We start from the raw sequence: 16,368 nt of genomic DNA, 5'->3' as shown, positions 1-16,368 counted from the left end.
CCGGGACACGCGCCTCCATCGACCCCGGAATCCGGACGTGATCCGGCCGGGATTTCCGGATTCGCGCTCGCAGAGGCGCGATTGCGCATCGGGAATGACAATGGACATACTGGATTTTCCGCCGCGCGGCCTATAACTGAGCGGCATAACCGACAACAGGTTCCATGACGCCGCCGCGCAAGCTGCACATCAAGTCCTACGGCTGCCAGATGAACGTCTACGATGCCCAGCGCATGGTGGACACGCTGGCGGGCGAAGGCTTTGTCGAGACCGCCAGCGCCGAGGAAGCCGATCTCGTCATTCTCAACACCTGTCACATCCGCGAGAAGGCCTCCGAGAAGGTCTTTTCCGAACTCGGCCGCCTGCGCGCCGCCAAGGACGAGGCGGCCCGCGACGGCCGCGACATGAGCATCGTCGTCGCCGGCTGCGTCGCGCAAGCCGAAGGCCATGAGATCATCCGCCGCGCGCCCGTCGTCGATGTGGTGGTGGGACCGCAGAGCTATCATCACCTGCCGCAACTGCTGGCCCGCGCGAAGGCCGACGGCCGCGCGCTCGAAACCGAGTTTCCGGTCGAGGACAAGTTCGGCTTCCTGCCGCAGCCGTCGCCGCAGGCGATCCGCGCCCGCGGCATCTCTGCCTTCGTGACGGTGCAGGAAGGCTGCGACAAGTTCTGCACCTTCTGCGTCGTGCCCTATACGCGTGGCGCGGAGGTGTCGCGCCCGGTGGCAAAGATCGTGGAGGACGTGCAGCGCCTCGCCGACAACGGCGTGCGCGAGATCACCCTGATCGGGCAGAACGTCAACGCCTACCACGGCGACGGCCCCGACGGACGGCCCTGGCCGTTCGGCAAGCTGCTGCATCGCCTCGCCGGAATTCCGGGCATCGTCCGCCTGCGTTACTCGACCAGCCACCCGCGCGACGTCGAGGAGACGCTGATCGAGGCGCACCGCGATCTCGATGCGCTGATGCCATTCGTGCATCTGCCGGTGCAATCCGGCTCCGACCGCATCCTCGCGGCCATGAACCGCAGACATACCGCCGCCGATTACCGCCGCGTGATCGACCGGCTTCGCCATGCCCGACAGGACATTGCGTTCTCGTCGGACTTCATCGTCGGCTTCCCCGGCGAAGCCGAGGAAGATTTCGCCGCGACCCTCGCGCTCGTCGACCAAATCGGATACGCTGCCGCCTATTCGTTCAAGTATTCGCCACGGCCGGGGACGCCGGCGGCGGAAATGCAGGAGACGGTATCAACGGCCGATATGGATGCACGACTGGAGCGGCTTCAGCGCCTGATCGACAGCCAGCAATCCGCCTTCAACAGGGCGGCGATCGGCAGGACGGTCGACGTGCTGTTCGAACGCGCCGCGCGCAATGCGGGTCAGATCGTCGGCCGCACCGCCTATCTGCAGCCCGCGCATGTCATGGCGTCCGCGGACATTATCGGAAAGGTGCTGCCCGTCGCCATCGACAGCCTCGAGCGCTTCAGCCTGCTCGGATCGCTTGCCGGTGCCGGTCTGGTTTCGGCGTCCGGCGAACCTTCGCTGACGGCCGCAACACCTCAAGCGATCACGGGAGCCTGAACCCTTGCCCAAGAGCGCATCGGATTCGCCTTCAATCGCCCCCGGTCAGAAAATCGACATGCAAGCCCCGCCCGAAACGCAAGTCGTCATCGATTTCGACGACAATCGCGCGGTGTCGGCGATGGTCGGACCCTACGGACAGAACCTCGCGCAGGTCGAACGGCGGCTCGGCGTGGTCGTCGATTCCCGCGGCAACCACATCACCATCGCCGGATCGCGCGACGGCTGCGACGCCGGACGGCGCGTGCTGGAAACGCTCTATGCCCAGGCCGCACAGGGCCATGACCTCACGCAGGGCGAGGTCGAGGGCGCGATCCGCGCCGTGATCGCGCAGGGCTCACTGTTCGAGTACGACCCCAAGGCGCCGCGCTCGACATTTGAGGCGATCAACCTGCGCAAGCGGCCGGTGCGGGCGCGCACCGCCGCGCAGGATGCCTATATCCGCGCACTGAAACATCATGAACTGGTGTTCGGCATCGGCCCCGCGGGCACCGGCAAGACCTGGCTTGCGGTGGCGCAGGCCGCGCAACTGTTCGAGCGCAAGGAAGTCGATCGCATCATCCTGACGCGGCCGGCGGTCGAGGCCGGCGAACGGCTCGGCTTCCTGCCGGGGGACCTGCGCGAAAAAGTCGATCCCTACCTGCGGCCGATCTACGATGCGCTGTATGACCTGATGGACTCCCGCATCGTCGAGCGCGCGCTGCAATCCGGCGAGATCGAGATCGCGCCGCTCGCCTTCATGCGCGGCCGCACCTTGACCAACGCCGCCATCATCCTTGACGAGGCGCAGAACACCACCTCGATGCAGATGAAGATGTTCCTGACGCGACTCGGCGAAAACAGCCGCATGATCGTCACCGGCGACCCTTCCCAGGTCGATCTGCCGAACGGCCAGACGTCGGGATTGACAGAAGCGACGCGACTGCTCGACAGCGTCGAGGGCGTGGCGCAGGTGAAATTCACCGCCGACGACGTGATCCGTCACGAACTGGTGGCGCGGATCGTCGCCGCCTATGAGGGGCTGCCGCAGCGGCCGGCAGCCAAAAAGCCATGACGTCGGACACGCCTGGAAAAGGCGACCGGCCTCCGCGAAGGGCCGGCGCCGGCGAAAGACATACGATGACCATCTCCGTTTCGCCTGCAACCGAAATTCTGGTCGTCGCCGAATGCTGGCGCGCCGAGACGGATGCCGAAGCGATCATCCTTCGCGCCGTCGAGGTTGCGGCCGAAATCGCCGATACCGAGACCGGCGATGCCGAACTCGCGATCATGCTGACCGACGACGCCGGCATCCGCACGCTCAATGCCAACTGGCGCGGCATCGACAAGCCGACCAATGTCCTGTCGTTCCCCGCGTTGCAGCCGACCGGCCCGTCTTTGCCCGGCGATCCGCCGCGCATGCTCGGCGACATCGCGATCGCCTATGAGACCACCCGCCGCGAAGCCGACGACGAAGGCAAGGCCTTCGATCACCACCTGAGCCATCTCGCGATCCATGGCTTTCTGCATCTGATCGGTTACGACCACGAAACCGACGATGAGGCCGTGGACATGGAAAACCTCGAGCGCGAAATTCTGGCGCGGCTCGGCATAGCCGATCCCTATGCGCCGCAAGAACGGACGACCTGAGTGGCTTCCGAGGACGAATCCAGCGACAGCAAACCGCCGCAGGACAATCGCAACCTGCCGGTGACGGTGCACAACGGCGAAGTGCTGCGTCCGGTCTCCGAACGTTGGCTGATGCGGGCGATCCGCTCGCTGTTCGGATGGAAAGCGGGATCGGTCCGCGCCGATCTTCAGGTGGTGCTCGACGCATCGACGTCCGACGAGACCAGCTTCACCGCCGTCGAGCGCACCATGCTGCGCAATATCCTCGGCCTGCACGAACGGCGCATCGCTGACGTCATGGTTCATCGCGCCGATATCGTCGCGGTCAAGCGCGACATCCCGCTCGGCGAGTTGATCAACGTGTTCGAGAGCGCGGCGCATTCCCGTCTGGTCGTCTACGACGAAAACCTCGACGATCCCGAAGGCATCGTTCATATCCGCGACCTGATTGCGTTCATGGCCGTGCGGGCGCGCACCGGACTGCCGTCCAAGGCGAAACGCAGAAAAACTCCACCGGCCGGTCTCGACCTGCGCGCCGTCGATCTGGCGCTGCCGTTGAACGAAGCCAACATCATCCGCAAGCTGCTCTACGTGCCGCCCTCGATGCCGGCGATCGATCTGCTGGCGCAGATGCAGGCGACGCGCATCCATCTGGCGCTCGTGGTCGACGAATATGGCGGAACCGACGGCCTGGTGTCGATCGAGGACATCGTCGAGCAGATCGTCGGCGAAATCGACGACGAGCACGACGGCGACGAGCCGCCCTCGATCGTGCGGCAGGCGGACAATTCCTTTATCGCCGATGCGCGCGCCAGCCTCGAGGACGTCCGCGCCATGATCGGCGACGCGTTCGTGACCGGCGAAGCGGGCGAGGACGTGGATACGCTCGGCGGCTTTCTCGTCACCCATGTCGGCCGACTGCCGGTGCGGGGCGAGGTCATTTCCGGACCCGGTCCCTTCGAGATCGAAGTGCTCGACGCCGATCCGCGTCGCGTCAAGCGGCTGCGGATCGGGCTGCGCAAGGAACGGCCTGCCGTCCGCCCGCGCGACGGGCGGCGGCGCGAGGCTGCGCCGGATGCAGGATCGCAGTCGCAAGGTGACCCGGCATCTCCCTCGCCGCCGGGCGATGGAGGCGAAACCTCGTGAGCATTGCAGCCAGCATCCGCACCGCCGGCCTTCCCGTCACTCTGTCATGGGGTTGGAAACGCGCCGTCATTGCGCTTCTCGCCGGCGCCGCGTCCTCGCTTGCGATGGAGCCGTTCAACGCCTGGCCGGTGTTGTTCGTCACCTTTCCGCTTGCGACCTGGCTGATCGACGGCGCCGGCGCCGGTCGCCTCAAGGGCGTGCCGGCCGCGGCGCTCTCGGGATGGCTGTTCGGCCTCGGCTATTTCGTTCCGGGACTGTACTGGATCGGCAACGCCTTTCTGGTCGACGCCCAGACCTTCGCATGGCTGATGCCGTTCGCCGTTCTCGGCCTGCCGGCCTATCTCGCGCTCTTCCCCTCGCTCGGCTTCGCGCTGGCGCGCTGGATCTGGACCCGCGACGCCTCGCGCATTCTCGCGCTCGCCGCGGCGCTCACGATCAGCGAATGGTTGCGCGGACATGCGCTGACCGGATTTCCGTGGAATGCATTCGGTTACGCGCTGACGGAGCCTTTGGCGCTGGCGCAAACCGCGTCGCTGATCGGATTGTGGGGCCTGACGTTCCTGAGTATCGCGATCTTTGCGAGCCCCGCCGTGCTGATCGACGGAAGCAGCCGAAGGCCATGGATGGCTCCGGCGAGCGCCGCCGTTCTGCTCGTCGCCATGGGCGTCTACGGCGCGGTCAGGCTGTCGCGTCATCCGACCGAGTTTGTCGACCACGTCAAGCTGCGCATCATGCAGCCCAATCTGGAGCAGGATGCGCGTTTCAACTATTCCGCCAAGGCGGCGGTAATGCAGAAATATCTGACGCTCTCCGACCGCGCCACCGGGCCGCATTCCACCGGCGTCAGCGGAGCCACCATTCTGATCTGGCCGGAATCGGCGTTCCCGTTCTTTCTCGCCCGCGAAGCCGACGCCATGGCCCAGATCGCCGACCTTCTGCCGAAGGGCACGATCCTGATCACCGGATCGGTCCGCGCGCCCGACCTCCCGCCCGGCGTCCGCATCACCCGGGCCTACAATTCAATCTACGTCATCGATGACGATGGCAGCATCCTGTCGATTTACGACAAACTCCATCTGGTGCCGTTCGGCGAATTCCTGCCGTTCCAGGGCCTGATGGAAAAGCTCGGCTTCGTTCAACTCACCAAGGTCCAGGGCGGCTTCATTCCGGGGACGACACGGCGGACCATCGACCTTCCGAACGCGCCGAGCGTGCTGCCGTTGATCTGCTATGAGGCGATCTTTCCCGGCGATATCGAATCCCGCGGCGGCCGGCCCGGCTGGATCGTCAACCTCACCAACGACGGCTGGTTCGGAATCAGCACGGGCCCCTATCAGCACCTTCAGCAGGCGAGGCTGCGGGCGATCGAGAAAGGGCTTCCCCTGGTGCGGGCGGCAAACACCGGTATTTCGGTGGTGACAGACCCGGTAGGACGGATTGTCGCACGGCTCGATCTCGGCATCGAAGGCGTACTGGATTCCCGCCTGCCCGCCGCGATTCCGCCGCCGCCTTACGGCCGCAGCGGCGACATTCCGGCCGCAATCATGGTGACCATCGGGCTTGCATTGGCGATTCGACGGCGTCGCAAACCCTGACGGTAGCGGCGTGCGTCGGACAGCCGTTCATCCGCACGATCGACATAATTTGTGTAACAATTTGCGCGACTGATATAATGCGACGAGTGGAACCGCTCTAGACTAAACGCAGATTTTTATCACGTGATCCAGTCAGGTTTGAGGATAATAGCAATCGGAAGCGTATCCCCGGGGATCGCTACCTCATTGAGGAGACCAAGGAGATGTCGACCAAGGCGCCCAATCCTGTTGACAGGCATGTCGGCAGCCGTGTGCGCATGCGCCGTATCATGCTCGGCATGAGTCAGGAGAAGCTTGGCGAGGCTTTGGGGCTGACATTCCAGCAAATCCAGAAGTACGAGAAAGGCACCAACCGCGTCGGCGCCAGCCGCATCCAGCAGATTTCCGAAATCCTGCAGGTCCCGGTCTCGTTTCTGTTCGAGGGAAGTCCGGGCACAGGCGTGGCCAAGGTCGAGGGCCTGAGCGAGGCGCCGTCTCCCGCTTATGTCTCCGATTTCCTTGCGACCTCCGAAGGTCTCGCGCTGACCCGCGCATTCACGCGGATCACCGATGCTAAACTCCGCCGCAGCATCGTCGACATGGTCGAACAGATCGCCGCACGCGAGCCGCCGGACCGTCGCTAGGGGGTCCGATTCTAACATTTGCATTCGCGGCAGGCGTGATTGCAAATGCTGGGATCAAAGGATCGCTGGCATTACAGGTTCTCGTGGAGTTTGAATTTGACAGTCGCTTGCCGGGATTGCTGCAAGGTAGGTAGCGAATTTCAAATTCACTTCACGAGGCGGCCATTGCACCACTTTCACCAGACGTCGCAATGACAGCCGCCACTCCCGATCCCCGCGACCGTCATCTGCCGACTGATGACGCATCATCGCTCCATCACGAAACAGTCCGCGTTTCCGGGCAAGGCTCGTTCTTCGGACGCCGCAAGGGACACCGGCTGCGCCCGCACCAGAACGAGTTGATCGCGCATCTGCTGCCGCGCCTCAGCCTCGATCCTGACAAGGCCGGACCCTCCGATCCCGCCGCGCTGTTCGACATGCCCATGGAGGAGTTGCGCGCAGAAATCGGATTCGGCGGCGGCGAGCATCTCGTCGCCGAGGCACTCGCGTTTCCGCGCACCGGCTTCATCGGCTGCGAACCCTACGTCAACGGCATGGCCAAGATCCTCACGCAGATCGAGGCGCACGAGATCGGCAACATCCGTCTGTTCGCCGGCGACGCATCGGAATTGCTGGCATGGCTGCCGCGCGCATCGCTGGCGCGGATCGATCTGATCCATCCCGATCCGTGGCCGAAGCGGCGGCACTGGAAACGCCGGTTCGTTCAGGATGCAACAATCGCGGAGATGGCGCGCGTGCTCCGGCCGGGCGGCGAATTCCGCTTCGTCAGCGACATCGCCGACTACTGCGCATGGACGCTGTCGCACTTCGCCCGCTCGCCGGATTTCCTCTGGCTCGCCGAACGCGCCGACGACTGGCGCAGCCCGTGGCCGGACTACACCATGACGCGCTACGGCCGCAAAGCGATGCGCGAAGGCCGCCGCTCCGCGTATCTGAGGTTCGAACGAATCTGACCCTTGCGACAAAGCACCGGCGCAATGACGATAAAGGCGATCTTCTTCGACGTTGGAGAAACGCTGGTGGACGAAACCCGCCAGTGGTCGTCATGGGCCGATTGGCTTGGCGTGTCCCGTCTTGCCTTCAGCGCCGCGCTGGAGAAAACCATTTCCGAAGGCCGGCATCACAGGCGCGTCTTCGATATCTTCAAGCCCGGCTTTGATTTGAATCAGGCCGAAGCGGCACGGCTAGCTCAGGGAAACCGTTACGTCATCGAGCCTCGCGACTTCTACCCCGATGCAATCCCAACCCTTCGCCGGCTGAAGGCCTCGGGATACGTCGTTGGAATCGCGGGAAACCAGCCTGAGGAAACCGAAGCGGCGCTGGAACGATCCGGTATCGCAGCCGACCACATCGCATCCTCGGCGCGGTGGGGAGTCGAAAAGCCGTCGCCCGACTTCTTTGCGAAAATTGTCGACGTCTCCAGCTTCGCTGCCAATGAAGTCGCATATGTGGGCGATCGACTGGACAATGATATTCTGCCTGCAAAGCAAGCCGGCTTGCTCCCGGTCTTCATTGTGCGAGGCCCATGGGGGCACATTCATGCCCGATATCCGGAAGCCGACCAAGCCGATGTGACCATTCATGCTCTTGACGAACTCCCGGCGGCGCTCCGGCGCATTGTGTAAAGCTTCAGCGATCTGCTGCGAACCGGATGAAAATCCGTCCCTCAGCCTTTCCGCTTCTGACGGAATCGGAAGCTTGGCTCTATGATTTTGATTTGACACGTTTTCTTCACGTGAACCCGGTTTCCGCTTCGCTCGAAAACGCTTATAGTGCCACCCCGGACCTTGCCGAGGGGCGTGAAACCGGCTATATCTGCGGAAACTGTCTCATACGATCGCGTATCGAGAGTGGGCCCCTCCGGACCCGCTCTTTTTTATTTCCTGAACGGACCTGATGCGCCGCAGCGGGTTGCTTTCAGGCGTGCAACTTGCCGACCCGGACCATGGTCCGGGAAAGAGCCCGTGACCGCCGCCGGACTTAACCTTTGACCCTGGCTATGACCGATCCCGTTGCCCAGATCCCGGATCACGACCTGCTCGACGAGCCGCGTCTGGTGGTCGAGCCGGGCGTCGCCGCGCGGGTCTCGGCGGTGGTCGCCCCGGTCCTGCAAGGCATGGGGTACCGCCTGGTCCGCATCAAGGTGTCGGGCGAAGCCGGATGCACCGTGCAGATCATGGCCGAGCGGCCGGACGGATCGATGCAGATCGAGGATTGCGAGGCGATCTCGAAAGCGCTGTCGCCGGTGCTCGACATCGCCGATCCGATCGACAAGGCCTACCGGCTGGAAATCTCCTCGCCCGGCATCGACCGGCCGCTGGTGCGCCGGTCCGACTTCGAACGTCACGCCGGCCACCTCGTAAAGATCGAGATGGCGGTCGCCCATCAGGGTCGCAAGCGGTTTCGCGGCACCCTTCAGGGCGTCAAGGACAACGCGGTGCGCCTGCATCGGGATGACGTCCAGAACGAGGACGACAGCGAGGTCCTTCTGGTCATGGAGGATATCGCCGACGCCCGCCTGGTGCTGACCGATGAACTGATTGCCGAATCGATGCGGCGGGGCAAGATGGCGGAACGCGAGATGAAACGGAATCTCGGCATCCTGCCTCCGCCTCCGTCACATGCAAAAAACGACGCGGCCCGGAGCAACCCGCCGAAACCGAAACTCAGGGGCAAGGCGAAAGCCCCCGCCAGGAAGCTACCGAAAAACACCAAGCAACACCGCCTGGCCGCAGAACGCCTGCGGCGCGGCGACATCGATCCCATCGAAGGAGAATAAGTCATGGCCGCTGTCAGCGCCAACAAGCTCGAACTGCTGCAGATCGCAGACGCGGTGGCGCGGGAAAAGACCATCGACCGCGGCATCGTGATCGCCGCGATGGAGGACGCCATCGCTAAGGCGGCGCGCGCCCGCTACGGCAGCGAGACCGACGTTCATGCGGAGATTCACCCGAAGACCGGTCAGCTCCAGCTCACCCGCCACATGCTGGTGGTCGACCAGGTCGAGAACGCCGCCAACCAGATCTCGCTGAAGGACGCCCAGAGGGCCAACCCGGGCGCGCAGATTGGCGACACCATCGCAGATACGCTGCCGCCGCTCGAATATGGCCGCATCGCCGCGCAGTCCGCCAAACAGGTGATCGTGCAGAAGGTGCGCGAGGCCGAGCGCGACCGGCAATATCAGGAGTTCAAGGACCGCATTGGCGATATCGTCAACGGTATCGTCAAGCGCGTCGAATACGGCAGCGTGATCGTCGACCTCGGCCGCGGCGAGGCGGTCGTGCGACGCGACGAGATGCTGCCGCGCGAGGTGTTCCGCAATGGCGACCGCGTCCGCGCCTATATCTTCGACGTGCGTCGCGAAACCCGCGGTCCGCAGATCTTCCTGTCGCGCACCCATCCCCAGTTCATGGTGAAGCTGTTCGCGCAGGAAGTGCCGGAAATCTACGACGGCATCGTCGAGATCAAGGCGGTTGCACGCGATCCCGGTTCTCGCGCCAAGATCGGCGTGGTGTCGCGCGATTCCTCGGTCGATCCGGTCGGCGCCTGCGTCGGCATGCGCGGCTCGCGCGTTCAGGCGGTCGTCAACGAGTTGCAGGGCGAGAAGATCGACATCATCCCCTGGTCGCCGGACATCGCGACCTTCGTGGTCAACGCGCTGGCGCCGGCGGAAGTCGCGAAGGTCGTCATCGACGAGGACCGCGAACGGATCGAGGTCGTCGTCCCCGATACCAACAATCAATTGTCGCTGGCGATCGGACGGCGCGGACAGAACGTGCGCCTCGCCTCGCAACTGACCGGCTGGGACATCGACATCCTGACCGAGCAGGAGGAATCGGAGCGGCGTCAGGCCGACTTCGAGAACGCAACGCGCATGTTCATGGAGGCGCTCAACGTCGACGAGGTTGTCGGCCAGCTTCTGGCGTCGGAAGGATTTACCTCGGTTGAGGAGCTGACGCTGGTGGATCCGCGGGAACTCGCAGTCATCGAGGGATTCGACGATGAGACCGCGAGCGAGTTGCAGAGCCGCGCCCGCGAATATCTGGAGCAACTCGAGGCCGAACTGGAAAACAGGCGCAAGGAGCTCGGCGTGGACGACGCTTTGAAAACGGTGCCCGGCGTGACGTCGAAGATGCTGGTGAAACTCGGCGAGAACGAGGTGAAGAGCGTCGAGGATCTGGCCGGCTGCGCCACCGACGATCTGGTCGGATGGATCGAGCGCAAGGATGGCGAGGCGCTCAAGCATGCGGGCTATTTCGACGGCATCGAGCTTTCGCGCGAGGACGCCGAGAGCATGATCATGCAGGCGCGCCTGATGGCCGGCTGGATCACCGAAGCAGACCTTGCGAAACCGGCGGAGGTCGAAGCCGCCGAAGATCAACCGGCTTGAACCAGGGGTCGGCTTCGCCGCCCGACACCAAAAGGAGAATACTCCGGACATGCTCGCCATCGCCGACCCGGCAGATCTCGACGGCGGACCGCGGACCAACAGGTCCGCGACGACGCGCATGTGCGCGGCCACCCGTCAGGTGCGTCCGATCGGCGAATTGATCCGGTTCGTGGTGGCGCCCTCGGGCGAGGTTGTCGCCGACCTGAAACGGAAGCTTCCGGGCCGGGGGCTCTGGATTTCGGCTTCCCATGCCGCCGTTGCGGAAGCGGTCCGCCGTCACCAGTTTAGCCGGGGATTCAAACGGGACGTCCGCGCCTCGGCGTCCCTGGCCGACGAGACCGGACAAGCGCTGGTCCGCAGCGCGATCGAGGCGCTGGCCATGGTTGCCAAGGCCGGGCAGGTCGTCGCCGGATTTGCCAAAGTGGAAGAGGCGCTGCTTCGGCGTCAGGCGATAGCCCTGCTCCACGCTGCGGACGGCGCCCCCGACGGAATCCGGAAATTGGACGCTATGGTTAGGAAAACAGCCGCGGATTCCGTCGAAACGCGGGAAATCCCGGTGATTACCGCACTGACCTCTGCAGAATTGGATTTGGCACTGGGGCGGTCAAATGTGATACATGCAGCCCTGCTCGCCGGACCGGCGAGCGGGACGTTCCTGTCGCGCAGCCAGCTCCTGGTCCGATACCGGGATGGCGGACAGCGGCAAGACAGCTGAACAGGCTGGCATTTTCTAACGCAGCGAAAACCTGTACGACCGCGTACGGCGCAACAAGATTGGGACTGCTGAATGGTTGATACGAAAAATCCTGGCGACAAGACTCTGAGCGTCAGCCCGAGCAAGACCTTGACGCTCAAGCCGCGCGTCGAGCAGGGCACGGTGCGCCAGAGCTTCAGCCACGGCCGTACCAAACAGGTGGTGGTCGAGAAACGCGGCAAGCGCCGGCTCGGCGGCGATGCTCCGGCGGGAGAGCCCGCGAGTGTAGCGGAACCGGCCAGGGCGCCCGTCGCCAAAACCCCGCCGGCGCGGACGGCGCCGCCCGCCGCTCCCCGTGCGAGTTCGGGCGTGGTGCTACGGACCTTGACCGAGGACGAGCGCAGCGCGCGCGCCAGCGCGCTGGCCGAGGCCAAGGTCCGCGCCGAGGAAGAGCGCCGGCTTGCCGAAGCCGAAGCGGCGCGCCGCAACAGCAAGGAAGGCATCGAGCAGGCCGAGCGCGAGGCCGCCGAGGCCCGCCGCAAGGCCGAGGAAGAACGTCACCGCCAGGAAGAGGAAGCCAAACGCAAGGCCGAGCTTGAGGCCAAGCGCCGTTTCGGCGAGACCGAGACCAAAGCCGCGCCGGCCAAGACCCCGGCTACCACCACGCGCGCAGCGCCTCCGGCGCGCCCGGCCGCTGTCGCCGCCGACGGCAGCGACGAGGACGAGGCTCCGCGCATGGTCCGCCGTCCCGGCGGCGGCCCTGCACGTCCCGTGGTCGCGCCGAAGCCCGCCGCCAAGCTCGGGCCGCAGAAACAGCGCGGCCGCCTCACCGTTGTCACGGCGCTCAATGCCGACGACGTGCGCGAGCGCTCGATCGCGTCGTTCCGCCGCCGCACTCAGCGCCTGAAAGGCCACGCCTCGAACGAGGCGAAAGAAAAGCTGGTCCGCGAAGTCATCGTGCCGGAAGCGATCACCATCCAGGAACTCGCCAACCGCATGGCCGAGCGCGCGGTGGACGTGATCCGGATGCTGATGAAGCAGGGCGCGATGCACAAGATCACCGACGTGATCGACGCCGATACCGCGCAGCTCATCGCCGAAGAACTGGGCCACACCGTCAAGCGCGTGGCCGCGAGCGACGTCGAGGAAGGCCTGTTCGACGTGGTCGACGATTCCACCGACACCGAGCCGCGCTCGCCGGTCGTCACCGTGATGGGCCATGTCGATCACGGCAAGACCTCGCTGCTCGATGCGTTGCGTCACGCCAATGTTGTGTCGGGCGAAGCCGGCGGCATCACCCAGCACATCGGCGCCTATCAGGTCACCTCGCCGGAGAGCGGCAAGAAGATCACCTTTATCGATACGCCGGGCCATGCGGCATTCACCGCGATGCGCGCGCGCGGCGCCAAGGTCACCGACATCGTCATTCTAGTGGTCGCCGCCGACGACGGCGTGATGCCGCAGACCATCGAGGCCATCAATCACGCCAAGGCCGCCAAGGTCCCGATGATCATCGCGATCAACAAGATCGACAAGCCCGACGCAAGGCCGGAGCGCGTGCGCACCGAACTGCTGCAGCACGAGGTGCAGGTCGAATCGATGGGCGGTCAGGTGGTCGACGTCGAGGTCTCCGCCAAGAACAGGACCAACCTCGACAAGCTGCTCGAAATGATCGCCCTTCAGGCCGAACTGCTCGACCTGAAAACCAACGCATCACGCCCTGCCGAAGGCACCGTGATCGAAGCCAAGCTGGATCGCGGCCGCGGCCCTGTCGCCACGGTGCTGGTCCAGCGCGGCACGTTGCGGGTCGGCGACATTATTGTGGCTGGCGCCGAAATGGGCCGTGTCCGCGCGCTGATCTCCGATCAGGGCGAAACGGTCGACGAGGCCGGCCCGTCGGTGCCCGTCGAGGTGCTCGGTTTCAACGGTCCGCCGGAAGCCGGCGACCGGCTCGCCGTGGTCGAAAACGAAGCTCGTGCCCGTCAGGTCACGAGCTATCGCGCCCACCAGAAGCGCGAAAACGCCGCTGCGAGCGCTTCCGGCATGCGCGGCTCGCTCGAGCAGATGATGTCGCAGCTCAAGACCGCCGGCCGCAAGGACTTCCCGCTGATCATCAAGGCCGACGTGCAGGGCTCGCTGGAAGCCATCCTCGGCTCGCTGGAAAAGCTCGGCACCGAGGAAGTCGCCGCGCGCATCCTGCATGCGGGCGTCGGCGGCATCTCGGAATCCGACGTCACGCTGGCGGAGGGCTTCAACGCCGCCATCATCGGCTTCTCGGTCCGCGCCAACAAGGAGGCCGCCGCCGCGGCCAAGCGCAACGGCATCGAAATCCGCTACTACAACATCATCTACGACCTCGTGGACGACGTGAAAAAGGCGATGAGCGGCCTGCTCGCGCCAACGCTGCGCGAAACCATGCTGGGCAACGCGCAGATTCTGGAGGTGTTCAACATCTCCAAGGTCGGCAAGGTTGCGGGCTGCCGGGTCACCGACGGCACCGTGGAGCGCGGCGCCCATGTCCGTCTGATCCGCGACAATGTCGTGGTGCACGAAGGCAAGCTCTCGACCCTGAAGCGATTCAAGGATGAAGTGAAGGAAGTTCAGTCGGGCCAGGAATGCGGCATGGCGTTCGAGAACTACCATGACATGCGCGTCGGCGATGTCATCGAGTGCTATCGCGTGGAAACGATCCAGCGTTCGCTGTGAGTTCGAATCTCACGAGAATGCTGGGTCAGTTCGAAATACGGCGTCATGGCCGGACGAAAGCGTGAAGCGCGCCTTCGCATAAAGGTCCGGCCATCCACGTCTCAATTCAGATGCTGAGAGAAGACGTGGATGCCCGCGGCATGCAGGGGCACGGCGACTGTTTGAAAGATCTTCTATGCCCCGTCATCATCAACCCGCGAAACATCCCGGCGGCTCGCAACGTCAACTGCGCGTCGCCGAGACCGTGCGTCACGCGATCGCCGACATTCTCACCCAGGGCCTGGTTCATGATCCCGTTCTTGAAGGGCATCTCGTCACCGTGCCCGAGGTCCGCATGTCCGCCGACCTCAAGCTCGCGACGATCTACGTGATGCCGCTCGGCGGGCGCGACACGGCCGACGTGATCGAGGCGCTCGACCGCAACAGGAAATTCCTGCGCGGAGAAATCGCGCGGCGCGTTAACCTGAAATTTGCACCTGACATCCGCTTCCGCGCCGACGAGCGATTCGACGAAGCGGAACGTATCGAGAAATTATTGCGAACACCTGCGGTGCAGAGAGACCTCGCACCGGATTCGGACGAAAGCTGACGACCATGACCACGCCTGATGCCGCCCTCGATTCGAAAATCGGCGAATCCGACGGCGCCGAGAAAAATAAAGCTGCAGCCGAAAACCCCTTTCTCGACGCGCCCCGTAAAAGGCCGAACAACCAGCCGCGCCGCGACCGCCGCGACGTGCACGGCTGGATCGTCCTCGACAAGCCCGTCGGCATGACCTCGACCCACGCGGTGGCGGTCGTGAAGCGGCTGTTCAACGCCAAGCGCGCCGGCCACGCCGGCACGCTCGACCCGCTGGCCTCGGGCGGCCTGCCGATTGCCTTAGGAGAAGCCACCAAGACCGTGCCTTTCGTCATGGACGGCCGCAAACGCTACCGCTTCACGGTGCAATGGGGCGAGGAGCGCGATACCGACGATACCGAAGGGCGGGTCACGCAGACCAGCGAGAGCCGCCCGGATGCGGACGCGGTGCGGGCGTTGCTGCCGCGCTTCACCGGCGTGATCGAGCAGACCCCGCCGCAATATTCCGCGATCAAGATCCAGGGCGAACGGGCCTACGACCTTGCCCGCGACGGCGAGACCGTCGCCCTGCAGCCGCGACAGATCGAGATTCACCAATTCGACCTCGCGGACCATACCGGCGACGGCCGCTCCGTGTTCGAGGCCGAATGCGGAAAAGGAACCTATGTGCGGGCGCTGGCCCGCGATATCGGGCGGATTCTCGGCTGTTACGGCCATATCTGCGCGCTCAGGCGCACCGTCGTCGGCCCGTTCGACGAGGCGGACATGATTCCGCTGGAAGAACTGGAGGCTTTGTGCGATAGAGCCGCATCCGGCGAGGGGAACCTCGCCGATGCGCTATTGCCCGTTGAGACCGCGCTGGACGACATCCCGGCACTGGCCGTCACTCGGGCTGATGCGGCAAGGCTCCATCGGGGCCAGGCCGTCTTGTTGCGCGGACGGGATGCGCCCCAGAGTAGCGGCACAGTCTATGTCACGGTGGCGGGCCGCTTGTTGGCCCTTGCCGAACTGGGACATGGCGAACTCATCCCCAAGCGCGTCTTTAACCTGACCGGGCTGACAGCCAGTTCCGGCCGCAACGAAAGAGGCTGACGATGTCGGTGACCGCCGAACGGAAAGCGGAAATCATCAAGTCCAGCGCCCGCAAGTCGGGCGATACCGGTTCGCCAGAGGTTCAGGTCGCGATCCTGTCGGAACGCATCTCCAACCTGACGAACCATTTCAAGAGCCACACCAAGGACAATCACTCCCGCCGTGGCCTCCTGAAACTCGTTTCCACGCGTCGTTCCCTTCTCGACTACATCAAGAAGAAGGACGAGGCGCGTTACAAGGCGTTGCTCGAGAAGCACAACATCCGCCGCTGAGCGACGCCGCGCGCACCCCTGCGCGCAGTCGTGGACGTGAATGTCCACGCGATTCGTGATCTGCGACAAACGAAAGCCGT

15 protein-coding genes are annotated in these 16,368 nt (G+C 64.5%); all 15 read left to right on the top strand.

The features are described 5' to 3' along the window. Positions 1 to 164 precede the first annotated feature (164 nt). The 15 genes from miaB to rpsO all read left to right on the top strand — a co-directional run bounded on the left by miaB (position 165) and on the right by rpsO (position 16,288). Complete coding sequence (gene miaB, locus ACS3WB_RS01125; RefSeq protein WP_438273768.1) at positions 165 to 1,583, top strand: tRNA (N6-isopentenyl adenosine(37)-C2)-methylthiotransferase MiaB; 1,419 nt, start codon at positions 165 to 167, stop codon at positions 1,581 to 1,583. A 4-nt stretch (positions 1,584 to 1,587) separates the two neighbouring features. Continuing rightward, positions 1,588 to 2,637, top strand: a complete 1,050-nt coding sequence (locus tag ACS3WB_RS01120; protein WP_438273767.1) for a PhoH family protein — start codon at positions 1,588 to 1,590, stop codon at positions 2,635 to 2,637. 65 nt (positions 2,638 to 2,702) lie between these two features. After that, entirely contained in the window at positions 2,703 to 3,212 is a 510-nt protein-coding gene (gene ybeY, locus ACS3WB_RS01115) for an rRNA maturation RNase YbeY (RefSeq protein ID WP_438273766.1), read from the top strand. Beyond that, positions 3,213 to 4,337: a hemolysin family protein gene (locus ACS3WB_RS01110; RefSeq protein WP_438273765.1), complete on the top strand. Its 1,125-nt coding sequence runs from the start codon at positions 3,213 to 3,215 to the stop codon at positions 4,335 to 4,337. Further along, positions 4,334 to 5,932, top strand: a complete 1,599-nt coding sequence (gene lnt / locus ACS3WB_RS01105; protein WP_438273764.1) for an apolipoprotein N-acyltransferase — start codon at positions 4,334 to 4,336, stop codon at positions 5,930 to 5,932. Before ACS3WB_RS01110 ends, lnt begins: the two co-directional genes overlap by 4 nt. Before the next feature lie 203 nt (positions 5,933 to 6,135). Beyond that, positions 6,136 to 6,555 (top strand): helix-turn-helix domain-containing protein, encoded by a 420-nt coding sequence (locus ACS3WB_RS01100; protein ID WP_438273763.1) that lies wholly within the window; start codon positions 6,136 to 6,138, stop codon positions 6,553 to 6,555. A gap of 191 nt (positions 6,556 to 6,746) precedes the next feature. After that, complete coding sequence (trmB, locus tag ACS3WB_RS01095; RefSeq protein ID WP_438273762.1) at positions 6,747 to 7,508, top strand: tRNA (guanosine(46)-N7)-methyltransferase TrmB; 762 nt, start codon at positions 6,747 to 6,749, stop codon at positions 7,506 to 7,508. 24 nt (positions 7,509 to 7,532) lie between these two features. Beyond that, positions 7,533 to 8,180, top strand: a complete 648-nt coding sequence (locus ACS3WB_RS01090; RefSeq protein ID WP_438273761.1) for an HAD family hydrolase — start codon at positions 7,533 to 7,535, stop codon at positions 8,178 to 8,180. Between the two features lie 374 nt (positions 8,181 to 8,554). After that, positions 8,555 to 9,334, top strand: coding sequence for a ribosome maturation factor RimP (rimP, locus tag ACS3WB_RS01085; RefSeq protein WP_438273760.1), 780 nt, complete (start codon positions 8,555 to 8,557; stop codon positions 9,332 to 9,334). A gap of 3 nt (positions 9,335 to 9,337) precedes the next feature. Then, positions 9,338 to 10,945, top strand: a complete 1,608-nt coding sequence (gene nusA, locus ACS3WB_RS01080; RefSeq protein ID WP_438273759.1) for a transcription termination factor NusA — start codon at positions 9,338 to 9,340, stop codon at positions 10,943 to 10,945. Positions 10,946 to 10,994: 49 nt separating this feature from the next. Continuing rightward, positions 10,995 to 11,660: an RNA-binding protein gene (locus ACS3WB_RS01075; RefSeq protein WP_438273758.1), complete on the top strand. Its 666-nt coding sequence runs from the start codon at positions 10,995 to 10,997 to the stop codon at positions 11,658 to 11,660. Between the two features lie 72 nt (positions 11,661 to 11,732). Next, the gene (gene infB / locus ACS3WB_RS01070; protein WP_438273757.1) at positions 11,733 to 14,345 is read left to right on the top strand and encodes a translation initiation factor IF-2; all 2,613 of its coding nucleotides are present in this window, start codon (positions 11,733 to 11,735) and stop codon (positions 14,343 to 14,345) included. 175 nt (positions 14,346 to 14,520) lie between these two features. Further along, positions 14,521 to 14,934: a 30S ribosome-binding factor RbfA gene (gene rbfA / locus ACS3WB_RS01065; protein ID WP_438273756.1), complete on the top strand. Its 414-nt coding sequence runs from the start codon at positions 14,521 to 14,523 to the stop codon at positions 14,932 to 14,934. Between the two features lie 5 nt (positions 14,935 to 14,939). Beyond that, on the top strand, positions 14,940 to 16,016 hold the full coding sequence (gene truB / locus ACS3WB_RS01060) for a tRNA pseudouridine(55) synthase TruB (RefSeq protein WP_438273755.1): 1,077 nt from the start codon (positions 14,940 to 14,942) through the stop codon (positions 16,014 to 16,016). Positions 16,017 to 16,018: 2 nt separating this feature from the next. After that, on the top strand, positions 16,019 to 16,288 hold the full coding sequence (gene rpsO / locus ACS3WB_RS01055) for a 30S ribosomal protein S15 (RefSeq protein ID WP_079445085.1): 270 nt from the start codon (positions 16,019 to 16,021) through the stop codon (positions 16,286 to 16,288). The last annotated feature ends 80 nt before the right edge of the window (positions 16,289 to 16,368 follow it).

Origin of the sequence: Nitrobacter sp., from assembly GCF_051535215.1 — a bacterium.
Taxonomy (GTDB): domain Bacteria; phylum Pseudomonadota; class Alphaproteobacteria; order Rhizobiales; family Xanthobacteraceae; genus Nitrobacter.
The sequence above is the reverse complement of the archived record's forward strand: the minus strand, read 5'-3'. Positions and strand labels throughout refer to the sequence as shown.